The sequence below is a fragment of the Streptomyces morookaense genome (assembly GCF_013030945.1).
Lineage (GTDB): Bacteria > Actinomycetota > Actinomycetes > Streptomycetales > Streptomycetaceae > Streptomyces > Streptomyces morookaensis.
This window is the reverse complement of record NZ_JABBXF010000047.1, coordinates 1-18,042: the sequence shown is the minus strand read 5'-3', so window position 1 is coordinate 18,042 and position 18,042 is coordinate 1. Positions and strand designations below refer to the sequence as shown.

Genomic DNA, 18,042 nt, shown 5'->3' with positions numbered 1-18,042 from the left:
GACCACCGGACGCTCAGCCTCTGAGCTTGTAACCGAAGCCGCGGACCGTCTCGATCCGGTCCTGGCCGATCTTGCCGCGCAGCCGCTGGACGTGGACGTCCACCACCCGGGTGTCACCGCCCCAGCCGTAGTCCCACACGCGCTCCAGCAGCCGGTCCCGGGAGAGGACGGTGCCGGGGGCGGTCGAGAACTCCAGCAGCAGCCGCATCTCGGTGGGGGTGAGGGCGACCGGGTCGCCGGCCTTGCGGACCTCCATGCCGTCGGTGTCGACCTCGAGGTCGCCGAAGCGCAGCACGCCGCCGTCGACGGCCTCGGAGTCGCCGTCCGCGGCGCCCGAGCCGTTGCCGTTGCCGCTGGCATGGCCGAAGCGGCGCAGCACGGCGCGGATGCGGGCGACGAGCACGGCGCCGTCGAAGGGCTTGGTCACGTAGTCGTCGGCGCCGGCCTCCAGGCCGAGGACGACGTCGATGGAGTCGGCCCGCGCCGACAGCATGATCACGGGCACGGTGGACTCGTCGCGGATCCGGCGGCACAGGCTGACCCCGTCCAGGCCCGGCACCATCACGTCGAGCAGGGCGATGTCGGGCCGCTGGGCGCGGAAGCGCTCCAGGCCCGTCAGCCCGTCCGGCACCGCGGTGACCATGAAGCCGTCGCGCTCCAGCGCGAGCTGCGTCGCCTCGCGGATGACGTCGTCGTCCTCGACGAAGAGCACATGCGTATCGGCCACGCCGCTCTCAGCCCTCCGTTCCCGTACTCGGCACCTTGCCGGTGTTGCCCACCTTGCTGTAGTCGGTGTGCGTCCGGCCCGTTTCCTTGAAGTCGTCGTTCGCCCACTGGTACGTCAGAACATCCTGCCCCGAAGGACAGCACACCGCGTCGCCCGGCGCGTAGACCTGCCTGGTGATCTGAAGGTCCTTGCGGTCTATGTCGGCATAGACGGGTGACTGCTCGGCGGCGAAGACGTTCTCGTAGGCGTCGCCGGACTCGTCCTTCGCACGGTACACATACGACCCCACGCCGAACGAATCACCGCAGGTCAGGATGTTGACGACGACATCGGGCCGGGGGCCGCCGGTGAGATTGCCGTAGATCACGTCGACCGGGTACTGGTCCTTCGTGCACGGCTTGAGGTTCTTCTTGATCTGATCGCTGACCTTGGGGTCGTTCTTGATCAGCTTGACGGCGTCGACCTTCTCCTGGACAGGAGTGGCCGACGCCGAGGGGATCCGCGTCGCCTTGGCGGCGGACTGGGTCTGCGCGGGGCCCTCCTTGCGCACACCCTCGCTGCTGCCGCTGCACCCGGCCAGCAGAAGACCGGCGGCCGCGGCCATTGCTGCGACCGCGCCACCGGTGATCAGTGCCGACTTGTTCTCAGCCGCCTTTTTCAGGCCGCGCACCGTTCCTGCCCCCGCTCGTTGCGCTCCAGGGCGTGGAAGTCGAGGTCCCGGGCCTCCAGCTCCTGGCGCAGCCGGGCCAGGGCCCGGTGCAGCGTGCTCTTGACCGTGCCGGTCGACATGCCGAGCGCCTCCGCCGTCTCCTCGGTGCTCATCTGCTCCCAGTGTCGCAGCACGACCACGCTGCGCTGCTTGGGCGCCAGGACTCCGAGAACGTCCATCAGCAGGGCGCGGTCGGCGTGCTGCTCGGTGCCGTCCTCGACGCTGGCGTCGGGGAGCTGCTCGGTGGGCACCTCGTCGATCTTGCGGGCGCGCCACCACTCCGTCCGAGTGTTGATCATGACACGGCGCAGATAGGCGTCGGCCAGCGACTTGTCCGCTATGCCTTCCCAGCGGCCGTAGGTGCGCACGAGAGCGGTCTGGAGGAGGTCCTGCGCGTCGATGGGGTCCGGGACGAGGCGGCGGGCGCTGCGCAGGAGAGCGTCCTGACGGTTGCGCACGTACTCTTCGAAGTCCAGAACCTTGCCGCTGCTGGCCATACTCGCAGCCTCCATTCCGCTTGCGTCCCCGTGCCTCGCTGGTGGTCCTCCAGCACGGGAAGGACGCTACGGAGACGCTGTTGCGGCGTGATGTGCGAGAGCCCGTCGGCTGGAGCACAGCTATCCATAGGTTGTGTAACAGCGGGACCCGTGGGGTGGGAAAGAACGCGGAAACAGCGGCTCTGTCCGGTTCCGTGCTGTGTTCCCGGGCGGCCTTCCGTAACGGTCCCGGCGTACCGCCCGCGGGATTCCCGTCAGGTCAGCGGCAGCCGGTACGTGCCGTCCGGAAGCGGCTCCACCAGGCCGTCGGACACCAGCCCGTCCAGCGCCCGGGCGCGCTGCACCGGCTCGTCCCACACCGCGTCCAGCGCCTGCTGCGGCACGGGCGCGACCGCCTCCCGCAGCACGGCCAGGAGCTTGCCGCGCACCTGCCGGTCCGTACCGGCGTACGTCTGGCCACGGCGCGGCGGACCGTCGTGGGCCGGGGAGCCGGCCGCCCGCCACACGCAGCGGTCCGCGATCGGGCAGCGCCCGCACGCGGGCGTGCGCGCCGTGCACACCAGGGCGCCCAGTTCCATGGTCGCCGCGGCCCAGCGGGCGGCCACCGGCTCCTCGTCCGGCAGCAGGGCCCGGGCCAGCCTGCGCTCGGCGGCCGTCGTGGCGTTCGGCGGGTACTGGGCGCCGCTCACGGCCCGCGCGAAGACCCGGCGGACGTTGGTGTCCAGCACCGCGTGCCGCTGCCCGTACGCGAACGAGGCCACCGCCGCGGCCGTGTACTCGCCGACGCCCGGCAGTGCCAGCAGCTGCGCGTGGTCGCTCGGGACCTCGCCGCCGTGCTGCTCCGCTATGGCCGAGGCGGCGGCGTGCAGCCGCAGCGCACGCCGCGGATAACCGAGGCGGCCCCAGGCGCGCACCGCCTCGCCGGGCGGCTCGGCGGCCAGCGCCGCGGGCCGCGGCCAGCGGGCCAGCCACTCCTCGTAGACCGGCAGCACCCGGTTCACCGGCGTCTGCTGGAGCATGAACTCGCTGACCATCACGCCCCACGCACCGGCTTCCGGGCGGCGCCACGGCAGATCGCGGGCGTGCTCGTCGAACCAGTCGATGACGGGCGCGTGCAGCAGGGACGGGACGGCGGCGGGGGTTTCGGGCATGGCAGTCATGACGCTCCCGATCCTGGCACGGGCGGGTGCGGGGGCGAAACGCGCGGGTGCGGCGGGCCTTCCCGTTCGGGTGACCGTGCTCGTCAACCCGTGCGCGCGGAAAGTGTGTTCCGCGACGATGACGGCATGGAAACCGGCCGTGACGCCCCGCCCGTGGTCTGCTGCAGGGTGTGCGCGAACCCGCTGTGGTGGGACGTCACACCCGTCCCCGGGCTCGCCCCGGGCTGGTACTGCTCGACGTGCCGGCATCCGCCGGAGCGGTTCCTGAACTCCGCGGCCGCACCGCCCGTCTGCCCCGAGGGCTGCCCGAGCTCGATCGTGGAGGCCGGATCGGCCGGAGGCGCCCGGAAGTTCCTCTGCCACCGCAGCTGATGTCACCCAGCCGATGTCACCGCAGCCGATCCGGACGCGGCCGGACCGCGGGAGGCCGTGGTGATGGAATGGGATCATGACGCCGCATCCCTCCGGTCCGCCGCTGCCGCCCGACATCCGGGCCGCCCTGGACGCGCACACGACCATGACCCTGGCGTACGCCGACGAGGACGGGCCCCAGGCCTGCGCCGTCCTCTACGCCGTCGCGGACGGCCCCGCCGGCCCGGCCCTCGTCTTCGTCACCTCCGTCACCACCCGGCACGGCCGTGCCCTGCTCGGCGGGGACGGCCGTGTGGCCTTCACCGCCCAGCGCGACGGACAGGAGTGGTCCGCCCTGACCGGCCTTCAGGGGCGGGGCGGCTGCCGCCGCCTGGCGGGCGAGCAGCGCACCGCCGCGTGGGACGCGTACCGCGCCCGCTATCCCTATGTCGAGCAGACGGAGCGGCTGCGGCAGGCGATGGAGCGCACCGATCTCTGGGAACTGCGGCCGGACTGGCTGCGATTGATCGACAACGGGAAGCGCTTCGGCCACAAGACCGAGTGGAATATGACGGTTCATCACTGACGGTCATGGTCAACAGCCCTCTGTTACCGGGCAGATGATGAGAAAAGCAGGCACTCCTACGGCGGGTACTGGCTGGTGCCCGGCCCGATCTCTCGTAGAGTTTTCGCGTGGGATCACTGCGCAATCCGATCGGGCCGCTTCCCTCCTCCATCTACTGGCGGCGGAGGGCAGCTGCGCTGGGCGTGCTCGCCCTCATCGTCCTGCTGGTGTTCTGGCTGATGTCCCTCGGGGGCGGCGGGGGGTCCAAGGACTCCGCCGATGGTTCCTCCGACGGCAAGGGCGGACCCGCCGAGACCACCATCACCCCCGGGCCCACCCCGTCGGGGCCGCACTTCAGCGAACGGCCGGGCGGGCGCGGTGACTCCGGCGACGGCGGTGCCACCGGGGGCGGCAGCGGCGGTGCCGCGGGCCGCGGCGGCGGCGGTGGCGGTGGCATTGCGACTGGCTTCGGCGGCGGTCCGGGCGTGGCGGTGACCGGGGACGGCAGGGCTGTGCAGTCCGCCTCGAAACTGCCGGACTGCGCCTCCGGTTCGGTCAAGCTGGTCGTGCGCAGCGTCAAGGACTCCTACGGGCCGGGCGAGAAGCCGAAGTTCGAGGTCGTGGTGCAGAACACCGGCGGCAGCGCCTGCAAGGTGGACTTCGGGGCGGCTGCCGCCCAGCTGAAGATCACCAGCACCGGTGGCGACGACCACATCTGGGCCTCCGACGACTGCCCGCGCGGCACCTCCTCCCTGTTCGTCGAGCTCCCGGGCTCGGGCGAGACCAAGCGCACGCTGGAGTGGGACCGCAAGCGCAGCGCCCCGCAGTGCGCGACCCCCTCCGGCAGCCAGACCGCCGGGCCCGGCACCTACCGGGTGGAGGTCAAGGTTGCGGGTGTCACCGAGAAGGTGGAATTCAAGCTGGAGCAATGACGAAAGGGGCGCCGGACGGCGCCCCTTTCACGTACGCGTATCTGCGTATGCCCTCTACGTACGGCCGCTGCCTGTGCGTTACACGTAGCGCTCCAGGATCGAGGACTCCGCCAGGCGTGAGAGACCCTCGCGGACCGAGCGGGCACGGGCCTCGCCGACGCCGTCGACCGTCTGCAGGTCGTCCACACTCGCGGCCAGCAGCTTCTGCAGCCCGCCGAAATGGTCCACCAGCCGCTCGATGATGGCCCCGGGCAGCCGCGGAACCTTCGCCAGCAGCCGGTAACCCCGCGGGGAGACGGCGGAGTCGAGCGTCTCGGGCGAGCCGCTGTAGCCCAGGGCCCGGGCCACGATGGGCAGTTCGAGCAGCTCGGCGTGGGTGAGGGAGTCCAGCTCGGAGAGCGCCTCGGGGACCGTGCGGGTGCGCTTCGCCGTCGGCTCCGGCACATAGTCCCGCACGACCAGCTCGCGCTCCGGCTCGACGCCGGCGATCAGCTCGTCCAACTGGAGCGACAGCAGCCGGCCGTCGGTGCCCAGCTCGACCACGTACTCCGCGATCTCGGTGGCGATGCGGCGCACCATCTCCAGGCGCTGCGAGACGGCGGTGACGTCGCGGACGGTCACCAGGTCCTCGATCTCCAGGGCGGAGAGGGTGCCCGCGACCTCGTCGAGGCGGAGCTTGTACCGCTCCAGGGTCGCCAGCGCCTGGTTGGCGCGGGAGAGGATGGCGCCGGACTCCTCCAGCACGCGCCGCTCACCGCCCACGTACAGCGCGATCAGCCGCATCGACTGGCTCACCGAGACCACCGGGAAACCGGACTGGATGGACACCCGCTGCGCGGTGCGGTGCCGGGTGCCGGTCTCCTCGGTGGGGATCGAGGCGTCCGGGTAGAGCTGGACGCCGGCCCGCACGATCTTGGTGACGTCCTTGTCGATGATCAGCGCACCGTCCAGCTTGCACAGCTCGCGCAGGCGGGTGGCGGTGAACTCCACATCGAGGACGAATCCGCCGGTGCACATCGACTCGACGGTCTTGTCCATGCCGAGGACGATGAGCCCGCCGGTGTTGCCGCGAAGGACGCGCTCCAGGCCGTCGCGCAAGGCCGTGCCGGGCGCGACGGCGCTCAGCGAGGCGCGCATCAGACCGTCGGAACCGGAGCCACCCCCGGCCCTGCCGGGGCCCGATGCCCGGTCGTTGGCTGCCACTGCACTCCTCCGGTCGCAAGGTCAACGGTGCCGCAGGCCGCCCTGCTGTCGCGTACGTGACGGGACCGCTGTCGGAACGATGCCGTGTACGTACGGGCGGGACCAGGGCAAAGTCTACTGGCGCCCAGCCTATTAAAGGGGGCTCTCGTCCGGTCGGGCCTGCGCCCCCGCCTCCGCCTTCTCCGCCCGGCGGCTCTCCCGGCGCGGGCGCCCCGGCAGCACCCGGAGCGCATCGCCTATGTCCGCCACCTCCAGCACCCGCATCCCCGGCGGGATCTTGCCGGGATCGCTCGGCACCAGGGCGTGCGTGAATCCCAGCCGGGCCGCCTCCGCCAGCCGCCGCTGGACGCCCGTGACCCGGCGGACCTCGCCCGCCAGGCCCACCTCGCCGATGGCCACCAGGTTCTTCGGCAGCGGGGTGTCGCTCGCCGCACTGGCCAGCGCGAGCGCGACGGCCAGGTCGGCCGCGGGCTCGGAGAGCTTCACGCCGCCGACCGTCGCGCTGTAGATGTCGCGCTTGCCCAGCGCGCTGATCCGGCCGCGCTGCTCCAGGACCGCGAGCATCATCGAGACGCGGGACGTCTCCAGGCCCGAGGTGGTGCGCCGCGGGGAGGGGATCTGCGAATCCACCGTCAGCGCCTGGACCTCGGCCACCAGCGGACGGCGGCCTTCCAGGGTGACCGTGAGGCAGGTGCCGGGGACGGGCTCGGCGCGCCGGGTGAGGAACAGGCCCGAGGGGTCGGCCAGGCCCGTGATGCCCTCGTCGTGCAGCTCGAAGCAGCCGACCTCGTCCGTCGCCCCGTAGCGGTTCTTCACGCCGCGCACCAGGCGGAGGCGGGCGTGCCGGTCGCCCTCGAAGTGCAGGACGACGTCGACCAGGTGCTCCAGCAGGCGGGGGCCCGCGATGGCGCCGTCCTTGGTGACGTGGCCGACCAGGAGCGTCGCCATGCCGCGCTCCTTGGAGGCCCGGATCAGGGCGCCCGCCACCTCGCGCACCTGGGCCATGCCGCCCGGGGCGCCGTCGATCTCCGGGGAGGCGACCGTCTGCACCGAGTCCAGGACCAGCAGCGAGGGCTTGACCGAGTCGAGGTGCCCGAGGACCGCCGACAGGTCCGTCTCGGCCGCCAGGTACAGGTGGTCCGAGAGGGCGCCGATGCGGTCGGCGCGCAGCCGCACCTGGCTCGCCGACTCCTCGCCCGTCACATAGAGCGTGCGGTGCTCCTCGGAGGCCGCCCGGGCGGCCACGTCCAGCAGGAGCGTCGACTTGCCGACGCCGGGCTCGCCCGCGAGCAGCACCACGGCACCGGGGACGAGCCCGCCGCCCAGCACCCGGTCCAGCTCGGGCACACCCGTGCCGCGGGCGGTGGCCTGCCTGCCGTCGACCTGGGCGATGGGGAGCGCCGCCGAGGTGACCCGGCCGGGCGCCGTCGTGCGCACGGCGGACACGCCGGTCTCCTCGACCGTGCCCCACGCCTGGCACTCCGGGCAGCGGCCGAGCCACTTGGCGGTGGTCCAGCCGCACTCGGTGCAGCGGTAGGAGGGCCGGTCCTTGGCGGACGAGCGGGAGGTACGGGCAGCCATGCGAGCCACCGTAGCGGGGGCCACCGACAACGCGGTGCCGCGGGCGCCCGGGAAGCGGGCGCGGAGTGTGCCGGCCGGGCACGCGGCGGTGCCTGTGCCGTGGTTCGCGCCCCGCGCGCCGGAGTCCTCCCGCCGAGTGCGCCACCTACGCAACTCGGGACGGAATGAACAGTTCCTGTCCCCTTTCGAGGGAGCGATTCACCTGAACGGCGTAATCCTCAGTGAGCCAGGCGGACGAGGCCGCGGGGCCGCCCTACCGTCGCCGGGATGACGAGCAGGCCCGAGCCCCCCACGCATGCCACCGGCGCGCTCCGCGCCTCCCGCCGTGCGCCGCGCGCGGCCCAGCCCACGGTCGTCGCCGCCCCGGACCGTGCCGCCGAGCCGGACGGCCTGCCCCGCCGGTCACTGCCCGGCGACGGCCGGCGGACCGCCCCCGGGGAACCGCCGGCGCGCCACGAGCCGTACCTGGACGGCCTGTTCACCTACTGCCTGTCCGTCCTGTGCGACCACGACGCCGCCACCGCCGCCCTCGGAGAGGTCCTCGCGCTCGCCGAGCGCCGCGCCGACCGCGCCCCCGCCGACGAGGAGCTGCAGCGCGCCTGGCTCTACGCCCTGGCCCGCTGGGAGTGCCTGCGCCGGCTCGCCGGGCCGGGCCCGGGCCGCGGCCCCGACGGCACCGCCGACCCCCGGCGCCGGGCCGAACTCGCCCTGCTCGCCTGGCCGGAGGCCGCCGGCACCACGGCCGAACAGCGCGAGGCGCTCGAACTCGCCGTCCGCCACCGGCTCTCCCCGCACGAGGTCGCCGTCGTGCTGCGGCTGGACCCCGACGCCGCCCGGACCCTGCTCTCCACCGCCGCCTGCGAGGTCGAGCGCACCCGCACCGCGCTCGCCGTCGTCGAATCCGGCCGCTGCCCGGTCGTGTCCCGCTTCGCCGAGAGCGCCCAGGTCCTGCTCGGCGCGCCCCTGCGGCGCGAACTCGTGCGCCACGTCGACGAATGCGCCGACTGCCGCCGCACCGCCGAGCGCGCCACCGCCGGGGAACCGTGGCCCGGCACCGCGGCCTCCTCGGCCACGCTGCCCGTGCTGGAGGCGCCGCGTACGGCGGCGCACGACGCGATGCTGCACGCCCTCGGCCCGCGCCTGCAGCGCCAGCGGGTCACACCGCGCTTCGACCGCGGCGGCTTCCCCCTCGCCCCCAAGGACCGCGCCGCGCGGCGCAGCCGGCTGCGGAGCGGGGCGGTCACGACGACCGTCGTCGCGACCGTCGTCGCCGCCCCCGTGCTGGCCCTGTGGGCCGCGTGCCGGGGCGAGGAGCAGGGCACGGCCTCCGTGTCGGCCACCGAGACCGACAGCCTGGGCGGACACCCCTACGAACAGGAGCAGGAGCCGTACGAGGACGCGTCCTCACGGGACACGGTCGGCCACCGGATCTCCGACCTCTCGGTCGCGGTGAGCGGGCCGGACAGCCGCACGACCGCCCGCGGCCCCGGCCGGCTGACCGTCGAGGCACAGCCGAGCGGCGGGGCCACGCTCATCACCCTCACCGCGAGCGGCGGCGAACCGGTGAGCTGGTCCATGTCGGCGAGCGCCCCCTGGCTCCGCCTGAGCCAGCCCGGCGGCGTCCTCCGCCCGGGACAGTCGATCACGGTCACGGTGACGGTGGACCACACGAGGGAGCCCTCCGGGCATTGGCGGGCGAGGGTGGCCATCGCCCCGGGAAGGTCGACGGTGACGATCGAGGGGGGCGGTGCCTCGTAAGGGGCGCTCTAGGACACCGGATCCGCCGGATGCGGAGCCATCGGCAGCGCCGATGCCATCCGCTCCTCGCACAGCTCCACCAGCCGCCCGTACCCCTCCTTGCCCATCAACTCCACAAGCTCCGCCCGGTACGTCACATACACCGGCTCCCCCGCACCGTGCGCGGACTTCGCCGACGTGCACCACCAGTGCAGATCGTGGCCGCCGGGGCCCCAGCCGCGTCGGTCGTACTCGCCGATGGAGATGCGGAGCACCTGCGTGTCGTCCGGCCGGTCGATCCAGTCGAACGTCCGACGCACCGGCAGCTGCCAGCACACGTCCGGCTTGGTCTCCAGCGGCTCGCGGCCCTCCTTCAGAGCCAGGATGTGCAGGGAGCAGCCCGCGCCGCCGGCGAAGCCGGGACGGTTCTGGAAGATGCACGAGCCCTTCCAGCGCCGCGTCTGCCGCTCGCCGTCGTCGTCCGTCTGCGTCCAGCCGGAGTCGGTGCCCACCTCGTGGAACTGCCAGATGTCCGGCGTCAGCCGGGCCACGTGCCCGGCGACGCGCGCCTCGTCGTCCTCGTCCGAGAAGTGCGCGCCCAGCGTGCAGCAGCCGTCGTCGGCGCGCCCGGCCTTGATGCCGTGGCAGCCGCTGCCGAAGATGCACGTCCAGCGCGACGTGAGCCACGTCAGGTCGCAGCGGAAGAGCTGTTCCTCATCGGCCGGATCGGGGAATTCCACCCAGGCCCGGGCAAAGTCGAGCCCGACCTCGTCCGAGGCCCTCAGCGCCTCGCCGGCGGCCTTCTCGGCGAGCTTCGCCTGCTTCTTGGCGGCCTTGGCCCGCGCTTTGTCCGGGTCGGCCTTCTTCGTCTTTGCCACCCCTCAAGCCTATGCGGCCCGCGGCCCCGCAGTAGCGTTCAGGCCATGAGACTCGGTGTCCTCGACGTGGGTTCCAATACCGTCCACCTGCTGGTGGTGGACGCGCACCCGGGTGCGCGCCCCCTGCCCGCCCACTCCCACAAGGCCGAACTGCGCCTGGCGGAGCTGATCGACGACGAGGGCGCCATAAGCGATGCCGGGGTCGAACGGCTCGTCGCCGTGATCAAGGACGCGCTGGAGGCGGCCGAGGACAAGGGCGTCGAGGAGGTCCTCCCCTTCGCCACCTCCGCCGTCCGCGAGGCCCCCAACGCCGACGACGTGCTGGCCCGCGTCCGGCAGGAGACCGGCGTCACCCTCCCCGTCCTCACCGGCGACGAGGAGGCCCGGCTCACCTTCCTGGCCGCCCGCCGCTGGTTCGGCTGGTCGTCCGGAAAGCTCCTTGTCCTTGACATCGGCGGCGGCTCCCTGGAAGTCGCCTACGGCATGGACGAGGACCCGGTCGTCGCCTCGTCCGTCCCGCTCGGCGCAGGCCGGCTCACCGCCGCCTGGCTCCCCGGCGACCCCTCCGACCCCGCGGACGTCCGGGCGCTGCGCCGGCACGTCCGTACCGAGATCGCCCGCACCGTCGGCGACTTCGCCCGGCACGGCGAACCGGACCGCACCGTCGCCACGTCCAAGACCTTCAAACAGCTCGCCCGCATCGCCGGCGCCGCCCGCTCCGCCGAGGGCCTCTACACCCAGCGCACCCTCAGCCGGAAAGCCCTGGAGGACTGGGTGCCCCGGCTCGCCGAGATGACCGCCGCCCAACGCGCCGCCCTGCCCGGCGTCTCCGAGGGCCGGGCGTCCCAGCTGCTCGCCGGGGCCCTCGTCGCGGAAGCCGCCATGGACCTCTACGGCGTGGACGAACTGGACATCTGCCCCTGGGCCCTGCGCGAGGGCGTCATCCTGCGCCGTCTGGACCACCTGCCCACCGGATGACCCCGTCCCGTCCCCTGCCCGCCGGGTGACGTGCCGCACGTCCGGACCACCTGCCCCCGGCGGGAGGGGCGGGCATACGCTGTCCCTCGTGACAGAGCCAGTGGTGCGCATTCCGGATGCGAAGGTCGCGCTGTCCACGGCTTCGGTCTACCCGGAGTCGACGGCGACGGCCTTCGAGATCGCCGCCCGCCTCGGCTACGACGGCGTCGAGGTCATGGTGTGGACCGACCCCGTCAGCCAGGACATCGACGCCCTGCGCCGGCTGTCGGACTACCACCAGGTGCCCATCCTGGCCGTGCACGCCCCCTGCCTGCTGATCACCCAGCGCGTGTGGTCGACCGACCCGTGGGTCAAGCTGCAGCGCGCCCGCACGGCCGCCGAGAAGCTGGGCGCCAGCACGGTCGTCGTCCACCCGCCGTTCCGCTGGCAGCGGTCCTACGCACGCGACTTCGTGCGCGGCATCTGGCGCATGGCGGACGAGACCGACGTCCGGTTCGCCGTGGAGAACATGTACCCCTGGCGCTACCGCGACCGCGAGATGCTCGCCTACGCGCCCGACTGGGACGTCACCAAGGACGACTACCGGCACTTCACCGTCGACCTCTCCCACACCTCGACCGCCCGGACCGACGCCCTCCAGATGATCGACCGCATGGGCGACCGCCTGGCCCACATCCACCTCGCCGACGGCAACGGCTCCGCCAAGGACGAGCACCTCGTCCCCGGCCGCGGCAAGCAGCCCTGCGCCGAACTCCTGGAGCGGCTGGCCGTCAGCGGCTTCGACGGCCACATCGTCATCGAGGTCAACACCCGCCGCGCCATGTCCGCGGCCGAGCGCGAGGCCGACCTCGCCGAGGCCCTCGCCTACACCCGCCTCCACCTCGCCTCCCCGACGGGCGTGCCCCGGCCGTGACCGAGACCCCCGGCACCCCGGCCCCGCGCAGACGCGGCCGTCCCGCCCGCGCGGCCGCGGACGGCGGTCCCGGCGCCCGCGAGCGCATCGTGGCCGCGGCCCGCGCCGAGTTCGCCGAACACGGCTACGACAAGGCGTCCATCCGCGGCATCGCCCGCGGCGCGGGCGTCGACCCCGCCCTCGTCCACCACTACTTCGGCCCCAAGGAACAGGTCTTCGCGGCCGCCGTGGAAGTGGTCGCCGCGCCCGTGCTCGAAGCCCCGGACATCGTCCTGGCGGGCGGCCGGGACGAGGTCGGGGAGCGGCTGACGCGCTTCTTCCTCGGCGTGTGGGACAACCCCGTCAGCCGCGCACCGCTGCTCGCCGTCGTCCGCTCGGCCATCGCCAACGAGACCGCCGCCGCCATCTTCCGCGATCTGCTCAGCACCCGGCTGATGGCCCGGATCGCGGACGGCCTGGACATCCCGGACGCCCGGCTGCGGGCGGAACTGGCCGCGTCCCAGCTGGTCGGGGCGGCGCTGCTGCGCTACGTCATCAGGATCGAACCGCTGGCCTCGGCGGACGTCGAACAGGTCGTCGCCATGCTCGCGCCGGCCGTGCAGCGGCACCTCACGGGAGAGTGAGCGCGCCCGCCGGTCCACCCGTCCGTCTCACATTCCGGCGATCCTGTCCGGATCCCGGATCGCGGGCGTAGGCTCGGGAGAGCAGGACTGCGACGACGAGTGGAGCAGGCACTATGCCCGAGCTGAGGTCCCGAACCGTCACCCACGGCCGCAACATGGCGGGCGCCCGAGCCCTTCTGCGGGCAGCGGGCGTAGCGCGCGAGGACTTCGGCAAGCCGATCGTCGCGGTGGCGAACAGCTTCACCGAGTTCGTCCCCGGCCACACCCACCTCCAGCCCGTCGGCCGGATCGTCTCCGACGCGATCAAGGCGGCGGGCGGCGTGCCCCGCGAGTTCAACACCATCGCCGTCGACGACGGCATCGCCATGGGCCACGGCGGCATGCTCTACTCGCTGCCCTCCCGCGACCTCATCGCCGACTCCGTCGAGTACATGGCCGAGGCCCACTGCGCCGACGCGCTGATCTGCATCTCCAACTGCGACAAGATCACGCCCGGCATGCTGATGGCCGCCCTGCGGCTGAACATCCCCACCGTCTTCGTCTCCGGCGGACCCATGGAGGCCGGCAAGACGACCCTGGTCGACGGCACCGTCCGCACCAACCTCGACCTGATCAGCGCCATGTCCGAGGCCGTCTCCGAGAGCGTCTCCGACGAGGACCTGGCCCGTATCGAGGAGGCCGCCTGCCCGACCTGCGGCTCCTGTTCCGGCATGTTCACCGCCAACTCCATGAACTGTCTCGTCGAGGCCCTCGGCCTGGCCCTGCCGGGCAACGGCTCGACGCTCGCCACCCACACCGCCCGCAAGGACCTCTACGAGGCCGCCGGCCGCACCGTCGTCGAGATCACCAAGCGCTGGTACGAGCAGGACGATGCCACCGTCCTCCCGCGCTCCGTCGCCTCCCGGGCCGCCTTCGAGAACGCCATGGCCCTCGACGTGGCCATGGGCGGCTCCACCAACACCGTCCTGCACCTGCTGGCCGCCGCCCAGGAGGCCGGGCTCGACTTCGGCATGCAGCACATCGACGCCGTCTCGCGCCGCGTCCCCTGCGTCTGCAAGGTCGCGCCCAACGGCTCGTACCACATGGAGGACGTCCACCGGGCCGGCGGCATCCCCGCGATTCTCGGCGAACTCCAGCGCGCCGGACACCTCCACGAGGAGGTCCACAGCGTCCACGCCGATTCGCTCGCCGAGTGGCTCAAGCGCTGGGACGTGCGCGGCGGTTCCCCGAGCGCGGAGGCCGTCGAGCTCTTCCACGCCGCACCCGGCTGCGTCCGCTCTTCCGAGGCCTTCTCCCAGTCCGAGCGCTGGCAGTCCCTCGACCTCGACGCCGCCGGCGGCTGCATCCGCGACACCGCCCATGCCTACTCCGCCGACGGCGGCCTGGCCGTCCTGTACGGCAACCTCGCCGCCGACGGCTGCGTGGTGAAGACGGCCGGTGTCGACGAGTCGATCTGGACGTTCGAGGGCCCGGCCGTCGTCGTCGAGTCCCAGGAGGAGGCGGTCGACGCCATCCTCACCAAGCGCGTCAAGGAAGGCGACGTGGTCGTCGTCCGCTACGAGGGCCCCAAGGGCGGCCCCGGCATGCAGGAGATGCTCTACCCCACCTCCTTCCTCAAGGGCCGCGGCCTGGGCGCCAAGTGCGCCCTGATCACCGACGGCCGCTTCTCCGGCGGCACATCGGGCCTCTCGATCGGCCACGCCTCGCCCGAGGCGGCCTCCGGCGGCACGATCGCCCTCGTCGAGGACGGCGACCGGATCCGCATCGACATCCCCGCCCGCTCGATCGAACTCCTCGTGAGCGACGAGGAACTGGCGGCCCGCCGGGAAGCACTCGGCGGCCGGTACGCGCCGAAGGCCCGCGACCGCAAGGTCTCGCAGGCCCTGCGCGCCTACGCGGCGATGGCCACCAGCGCAGACAAGGGCGCGGTCCGGGACATCACACTGCTCGGCGGCTGAAACCGGCGAACGGGCCGGCGGTGACGGGCTCAGTCACCGCCAGCCCGCCGGATCGAGCCCGTCCACCGCGAACACGGTCCCGTCCGGCGCCGTCCCGAACACCTTCCCCTCCGCCACCACCGGCGACGGCACCATGTCCACCAGACCTCCGGCCGCCCGCCCCGGGCGCGGCCCCGTCTGACCCAGCAGCGAGCCCTCACCGCTGTCCACGGCCAGCAGCCGCCCGTCCGCGGCCGAGAAATACAGCCGGTTGTTGTCCGCAGCCACCAACTGCGACGCATTGGAGACGGACGTCTCCAGCCGCCACAGCCGGCCCCACTGCCTGCTCCCGCCGCCCTGCTCCGTCCCCACGGCCGTCAACCCGCCGTCAGCCGACAGCAGATACACCTGATCGCCCTGTGACACGGAACTCGTCACCTGCAGCCGCGTCGGCAGCGGCACCCGCACCTCCCGCGCACCGCCCGGCTCGTAGCGCACGACGGACGTGGCGCGCTGCTCGGCGTCGTACTCGGTGAAGAACACCGCGTCCTCCGGACCCGTGCCCACGGTCGACAGATTGCCCATGCCCGACCAGTCCCACAGCGTCCGGCCGGTCACCGGGTCGACGGCCACGACCCGCGTGCGCCGCCCGTCCGGTGCCGGAGCCACCGCATACGCGGGCCCGTTCCCGTAGAAGGAGAAGACCGGCTTGATGCCGTCCGGCAGCCCGTGGCTCCACCGCTCCTTGTTCGTCGCACCGTCGACAGCCGTGACCGTACCGCCCGCCCCGACCAGCAGCACCGTGTCGCCCGCGTAGAAGATCCGGCCCCCGTACGCCGACACGTCACGCGTCCACCGCGGCTCACCGGTCCGCGGATCCAGCGCGGACAGCTCGCGCTTGTCCGGCGACAGCGCATGCACCAGCCCGCCGGACACATGCGGCGCACTCGGCGCACCCCGGCCCGGCAACGAAGTGACGGCCGCCCGCCGCCATGCCACCTTGCCGCCCGTGACCTCCACCCGCGCGGCATGCACACCGCGCGCCGCGCAGTACAGCGCACCGTCCCCATACGTGCAGAACCCCGCACGCACCTCACCGGCCTGCGCAGCGCCGCCGTCCGGGACGACCGTCTCCCAGGGCTGCCACGACGAGCCGGCCGCATGCGGCTGCGACTGCTGTGAACGGTCGGACTCGTCAAATTTGTCTATCTCTTCGCTCAGCAGCCACGTGCCGCTGGCAGTGAGCGCGACGATGGCCACGACAGCGGCTGCGATCCACTGTTTGCGAAGCCCCCGGCGGGACGTCGAGGACGGCTCGGGCACGGGCTGCGCCGTCATCGGAACACGCACAGGCGCAGGAGCAGGCGTAGTTGCTGCTTCCCCGGCCGGCACCGGACGGGACAGCCGGGCCATCAGAACGTCCGGCGTCGGCCGCTCCGCCGGCTCCTTGGCCAGACAGTCGCGGATCAGCGGTACGAGATCGTCGGGCACACCGGTCAGATCGGGATCGTCGTGCACGACCTGGTACGCGACGATGTACGGACTGTCCGACTCGAAAGGCCCCCGCCCCGTCGCCGCGAACACCAGCAGCGACGCCAGCGCGAACACATCCGCCGCAGGCCCGACTTCGCGAGGCCGCTGGAACTGCTCGGGCGCCATGAAGGGCGGCGTACCGATCAGCTTCCCCGTCTCCGTGCGCAGTTCGCTGTCGTACGGACGGGAAATGCCGAAGTCGATGACCTTCGGCCCGTCGTCCGCGAGCAGCACATTGCTCGGCTTCAGATCGCGGTGGACCACCCCCGCACGGTGAATGTCCCGCAGCGCCTCCGCCAGACCGGCCGCCAGGCGCCGCAGTTCGCCGGGTTCGAGCGGACCGTTCCGCTTCACCTGGTGAGCCAGCGTGGGACCGGGGATGAAAACCGTGGCCATCCAGGGCCGCTCGCTGTCCGGATCCGCATCCACCACCGACGCCGTGAACGCACCGCTCACCCGCCGCGCCGCCGCGACCTCCTGCCGGAACCGCGCCCTGAACTCGGGGTCCACCGCGTACTCGGCATGCACCACCTTCACCGCGAGGCGTCGCCCCGAAGCGGAACGGGCCAGGTGCACCACTCCCATGCCCCCTGAGCCGAGCCGGCTCTCCAGGCGGTACCGACCCGCGTACTCGGGATCGTCCGCTTCCGGGCGCATGGTCCCCACCCCCGTGTTGTTCGGCCGTATACGGCGGCGCGAGCCTAATCGATGACACCCGTCAGACCCGGGAGCGCGTGCGGCGGGTTGTAGCCTGCGGTTGCATTTACATACGTCTACATACGTCTCACGTGCCTCAGGCGTCCCGGGAGCATCCTGTGCGTCACCGGAGCGCCGGGCACTCGTCACGGGGGAGAGCCGCGATGTCCGACACCTACCCGATCGCACCCGGCTACCAGGTCAACGTCCGTCGCGGTCCGAGCACCGACAGCGAACTCGTGAAGGTCCTCCCGCAGGACTCCCGGATCCCGATCCGCTGCCAGACCTACGGCGAGACCGTCTCCGGCCCCTGCGGCACCTCGAACATCTGGGACAACATCGGCCCCGGCCAGTACGTCGCCGACGCGTATGTGAAGACGGGCAGCAGCGGCTTCGTGGCGGACCGCTGCTCGGGCTGAGACCGGGTCGGGAACGGGACGGACCGTAATAATCGAGCCATGAGCGGCGAGCACACGGCAGCGGACGGCCCCCGTCCCGAGCCGATCCGGTTCTTCGGCACGACCTGGCTGCACCACGACGGCGGCTACGCACTGCGGCGCGCGGGCGTGGGCCTCGGAGCCCTGCTCGCAGCGGCGGCGGGCGCGTTCGTCCTGCGCTTCGGCTACGAAGGGCTGACGATCGCGAAGGTCGGCAGCGTGGTCAACGTACTGGTCGTGGCCGGCTTCGCGATCTGCACCGCGCTCGCCTTCCGCCGCACCTGGGACGGCTTCGTCCGCCGCCGGGAACCCGCGGCGGACGAAGGGGCCGAGCGGTCGATGCAGAACCTCCTGCTGATCGGTTTCGTGGGCACGCTGCTCGCCTACGCCGTCCGCTGCCTGATCGAGGCACCGGGGGAGCAACTGCACCGCAGGGAGTACGAGGAGGCCTGTGCCCGCCATGACCGCCGCAAGCGGAAGGGGCGGCGCAAGCACCCCTGAACCTCGTGTAGAGTTCTCCGAGTTGCCACGGCGTCCGTGAGGAAGCCGGGGCGGCACCTCAAGCCTCTTGGCTGCACTCACTGC

Annotated in this window: 18 protein-coding genes; 10 read left to right on the top strand and 8 right to left on the bottom strand. The window is 72.6% G+C overall.

Annotated features, from left to right (window positions below):
* Positions 1 to 13: 13 nt before the first annotated feature.
* The 4 genes from cseB to HG542_RS20910 form a co-directional block, all read right to left on the bottom strand.
* Positions 14 to 727 (bottom strand): two-component system response regulator CseB, encoded by a 714-nt coding sequence (cseB, locus tag HG542_RS20925; protein ID WP_171083683.1) that lies wholly within the window; start codon positions 725 to 727, stop codon positions 14 to 16.
* A gap of 7 nt (positions 728 to 734) precedes the next feature.
* The gene (locus HG542_RS20920; RefSeq protein ID WP_176606791.1) at positions 735 to 1,397 is read right to left on the bottom strand and encodes a hypothetical protein; all 663 of its coding nucleotides are present in this window, start codon (positions 1,395 to 1,397) and stop codon (positions 735 to 737) included.
* The gene (locus tag HG542_RS20915; protein WP_171083682.1) at positions 1,385 to 1,933 is read right to left on the bottom strand and encodes a SigE family RNA polymerase sigma factor; all 549 of its coding nucleotides are present in this window, start codon (positions 1,931 to 1,933) and stop codon (positions 1,385 to 1,387) included. The genes HG542_RS20920 and HG542_RS20915 overlap by 13 nt, the downstream gene beginning before the upstream one ends.
* A gap of 254 nt (positions 1,934 to 2,187) precedes the next feature.
* Positions 2,188 to 3,093, bottom strand: coding sequence for an iron-sulfur binding domain-containing protein (locus tag HG542_RS20910; protein WP_171083680.1), 906 nt, complete (start codon positions 3,091 to 3,093; stop codon positions 2,188 to 2,190).
* 126 nt (positions 3,094 to 3,219) lie between these two features.
* Between HG542_RS20910 and HG542_RS20905 the strand changes: the two genes are divergently transcribed.
* From HG542_RS20905 to HG542_RS20895, 3 genes are all read left to right on the top strand, one after another.
* Positions 3,220 to 3,465, top strand: coding sequence for a hypothetical protein (locus HG542_RS20905; protein WP_171083678.1), 246 nt, complete (start codon positions 3,220 to 3,222; stop codon positions 3,463 to 3,465).
* A 76-nt stretch (positions 3,466 to 3,541) separates the two neighbouring features.
* A complete protein-coding gene (locus HG542_RS20900; RefSeq protein WP_171083676.1) occupies positions 3,542 to 4,030 on the top strand; it encodes a pyridoxamine 5'-phosphate oxidase family protein in 489 nt (162 codons plus the stop codon).
* A gap of 107 nt (positions 4,031 to 4,137) precedes the next feature.
* Complete coding sequence (locus HG542_RS20895) at positions 4,138 to 4,941, top strand: hypothetical protein (RefSeq protein WP_171083674.1); 804 nt, start codon at positions 4,138 to 4,140, stop codon at positions 4,939 to 4,941.
* Between the two features lie 78 nt (positions 4,942 to 5,019).
* Here the strand turns inward: HG542_RS20895 and disA are convergent, their stop codons facing one another.
* The gene (gene disA / locus HG542_RS20890; RefSeq protein WP_171083672.1) at positions 5,020 to 6,144 is read right to left on the bottom strand and encodes a DNA integrity scanning diadenylate cyclase DisA; all 1,125 of its coding nucleotides are present in this window, start codon (positions 6,142 to 6,144) and stop codon (positions 5,020 to 5,022) included.
* Positions 6,145 to 6,276: 132 nt separating this feature from the next.
* Positions 6,277 to 7,725: a DNA repair protein RadA gene (gene radA, locus HG542_RS20885; protein ID WP_171083670.1), complete on the bottom strand. Its 1,449-nt coding sequence runs from the start codon at positions 7,723 to 7,725 to the stop codon at positions 6,277 to 6,279.
* A 267-nt stretch (positions 7,726 to 7,992) separates the two neighbouring features.
* Between radA and HG542_RS20880 the strand changes: the two genes are divergently transcribed.
* Positions 7,993 to 9,483, top strand: a complete 1,491-nt coding sequence (locus HG542_RS20880; RefSeq protein ID WP_171083668.1) for a BACON domain-containing protein — start codon at positions 7,993 to 7,995, stop codon at positions 9,481 to 9,483.
* Between the two features lie 8 nt (positions 9,484 to 9,491).
* Here HG542_RS20880 and HG542_RS20875 read toward each other — a convergent pair whose 3' ends face one another.
* Positions 9,492 to 10,340, bottom strand: a complete 849-nt coding sequence (locus HG542_RS20875) for a DUF3109 family protein (protein WP_171083666.1) — start codon at positions 10,338 to 10,340, stop codon at positions 9,492 to 9,494.
* A gap of 45 nt (positions 10,341 to 10,385) precedes the next feature.
* Between HG542_RS20875 and HG542_RS20870 the strand changes: the two genes are divergently transcribed.
* The 4 genes from HG542_RS20870 (at position 10,386) to ilvD (ending at position 14,812) form a co-directional block, all read left to right on the top strand.
* Positions 10,386 to 11,318 (top strand): Ppx/GppA family phosphatase, encoded by a 933-nt coding sequence (locus HG542_RS20870; RefSeq protein WP_171083664.1) that lies wholly within the window; start codon positions 10,386 to 10,388, stop codon positions 11,316 to 11,318.
* An 88-nt stretch (positions 11,319 to 11,406) separates the two neighbouring features.
* Positions 11,407 to 12,231, top strand: a complete 825-nt coding sequence (locus HG542_RS20865) for a sugar phosphate isomerase/epimerase family protein (protein WP_171083662.1) — start codon at positions 11,407 to 11,409, stop codon at positions 12,229 to 12,231.
* Entirely contained in the window at positions 12,228 to 12,854 is a 627-nt protein-coding gene (locus HG542_RS20860) for a TetR/AcrR family transcriptional regulator (RefSeq protein ID WP_171083660.1), read from the top strand. Before HG542_RS20865 ends, HG542_RS20860 begins: the two co-directional genes overlap by 4 nt.
* A 113-nt stretch (positions 12,855 to 12,967) precedes the next feature.
* Positions 12,968 to 14,812, top strand: a complete 1,845-nt coding sequence (gene ilvD / locus HG542_RS20855; protein ID WP_171083658.1) for a dihydroxy-acid dehydratase — start codon at positions 12,968 to 12,970, stop codon at positions 14,810 to 14,812.
* Between the two features lie 33 nt (positions 14,813 to 14,845).
* Here the strand turns inward: ilvD and HG542_RS20850 are convergent, their stop codons facing one another.
* Positions 14,846 to 16,981: a serine/threonine-protein kinase gene (locus HG542_RS20850; RefSeq protein ID WP_171083656.1), complete on the bottom strand. Its 2,136-nt coding sequence runs from the start codon at positions 16,979 to 16,981 to the stop codon at positions 14,846 to 14,848.
* A gap of 203 nt (positions 16,982 to 17,184) precedes the next feature.
* On the opposite strand from HG542_RS20850, the gene HG542_RS20845 reads away from it, so the two are divergent.
* Together HG542_RS20845 and HG542_RS20840 are read left to right on the top strand one after the other, a co-directional pair.
* On the top strand, positions 17,185 to 17,439 hold the full coding sequence (locus tag HG542_RS20845) for an SH3 domain-containing protein (protein ID WP_176606790.1): 255 nt from the start codon (positions 17,185 to 17,187) through the stop codon (positions 17,437 to 17,439).
* Between the two features lie 39 nt (positions 17,440 to 17,478).
* A complete protein-coding gene (locus tag HG542_RS20840) occupies positions 17,479 to 17,958 on the top strand; it encodes a hypothetical protein (protein WP_171083652.1) in 480 nt (159 codons plus the stop codon).
* The last annotated feature ends 84 nt before the right edge of the window (positions 17,959 to 18,042 follow it).

What these genes read in the sequence shown, in the direction of transcription:
- HG542_RS20870 (WP_171083664.1), top strand. Translation starts at nt 10,386, where the DNA reads ATGAGACTCGGTGTCCTCGACGTGGGTTCCAATACCGTCCACCTGCTG.
- HG542_RS20905 (WP_171083678.1), top strand. Translation starts at nt 3,220, where the DNA reads ATGGAAACCGGCCGTGACGCCCCGCCCGTGGTCTGCTGCAGGGTGTGC.
- radA (WP_171083670.1), bottom strand. Translation starts at nt 7,725, where the DNA reads ATGGCTGCCCGTACCTCCCGCTCGTCCGCCAAGGACCGGCCCTCCTAC.
- HG542_RS20900 (WP_171083676.1), top strand. Translation starts at nt 3,542, where the DNA reads ATGACGCCGCATCCCTCCGGTCCGCCGCTGCCGCCCGACATCCGGGCC.
- HG542_RS20845 (WP_176606790.1), top strand. Translation starts at nt 17,185, where the DNA reads ATGTCCGACACCTACCCGATCGCACCCGGCTACCAGGTCAACGTCCGT.
- HG542_RS20915 (WP_171083682.1), bottom strand. Translation starts at nt 1,933, where the DNA reads ATGGCCAGCAGCGGCAAGGTTCTGGACTTCGAAGAGTACGTGCGCAAC.
- HG542_RS20910 (WP_171083680.1), bottom strand. Translation starts at nt 3,093, where the DNA reads ATGACTGCCATGCCCGAAACCCCCGCCGCCGTCCCGTCCCTGCTGCAC.
- ilvD (WP_171083658.1), top strand. Translation starts at nt 12,968, where the DNA reads ATGCCCGAGCTGAGGTCCCGAACCGTCACCCACGGCCGCAACATGGCG.
- HG542_RS20840 (WP_171083652.1), top strand. Translation starts at nt 17,479, where the DNA reads ATGAGCGGCGAGCACACGGCAGCGGACGGCCCCCGTCCCGAGCCGATC.
- HG542_RS20880 (WP_171083668.1), top strand. Translation starts at nt 7,993, where the DNA reads ATGACGAGCAGGCCCGAGCCCCCCACGCATGCCACCGGCGCGCTCCGC.
- HG542_RS20850 (WP_171083656.1), bottom strand. Translation starts at nt 16,981, where the DNA reads ATGCGCCCGGAAGCGGACGATCCCGAGTACGCGGGTCGGTACCGCCTG.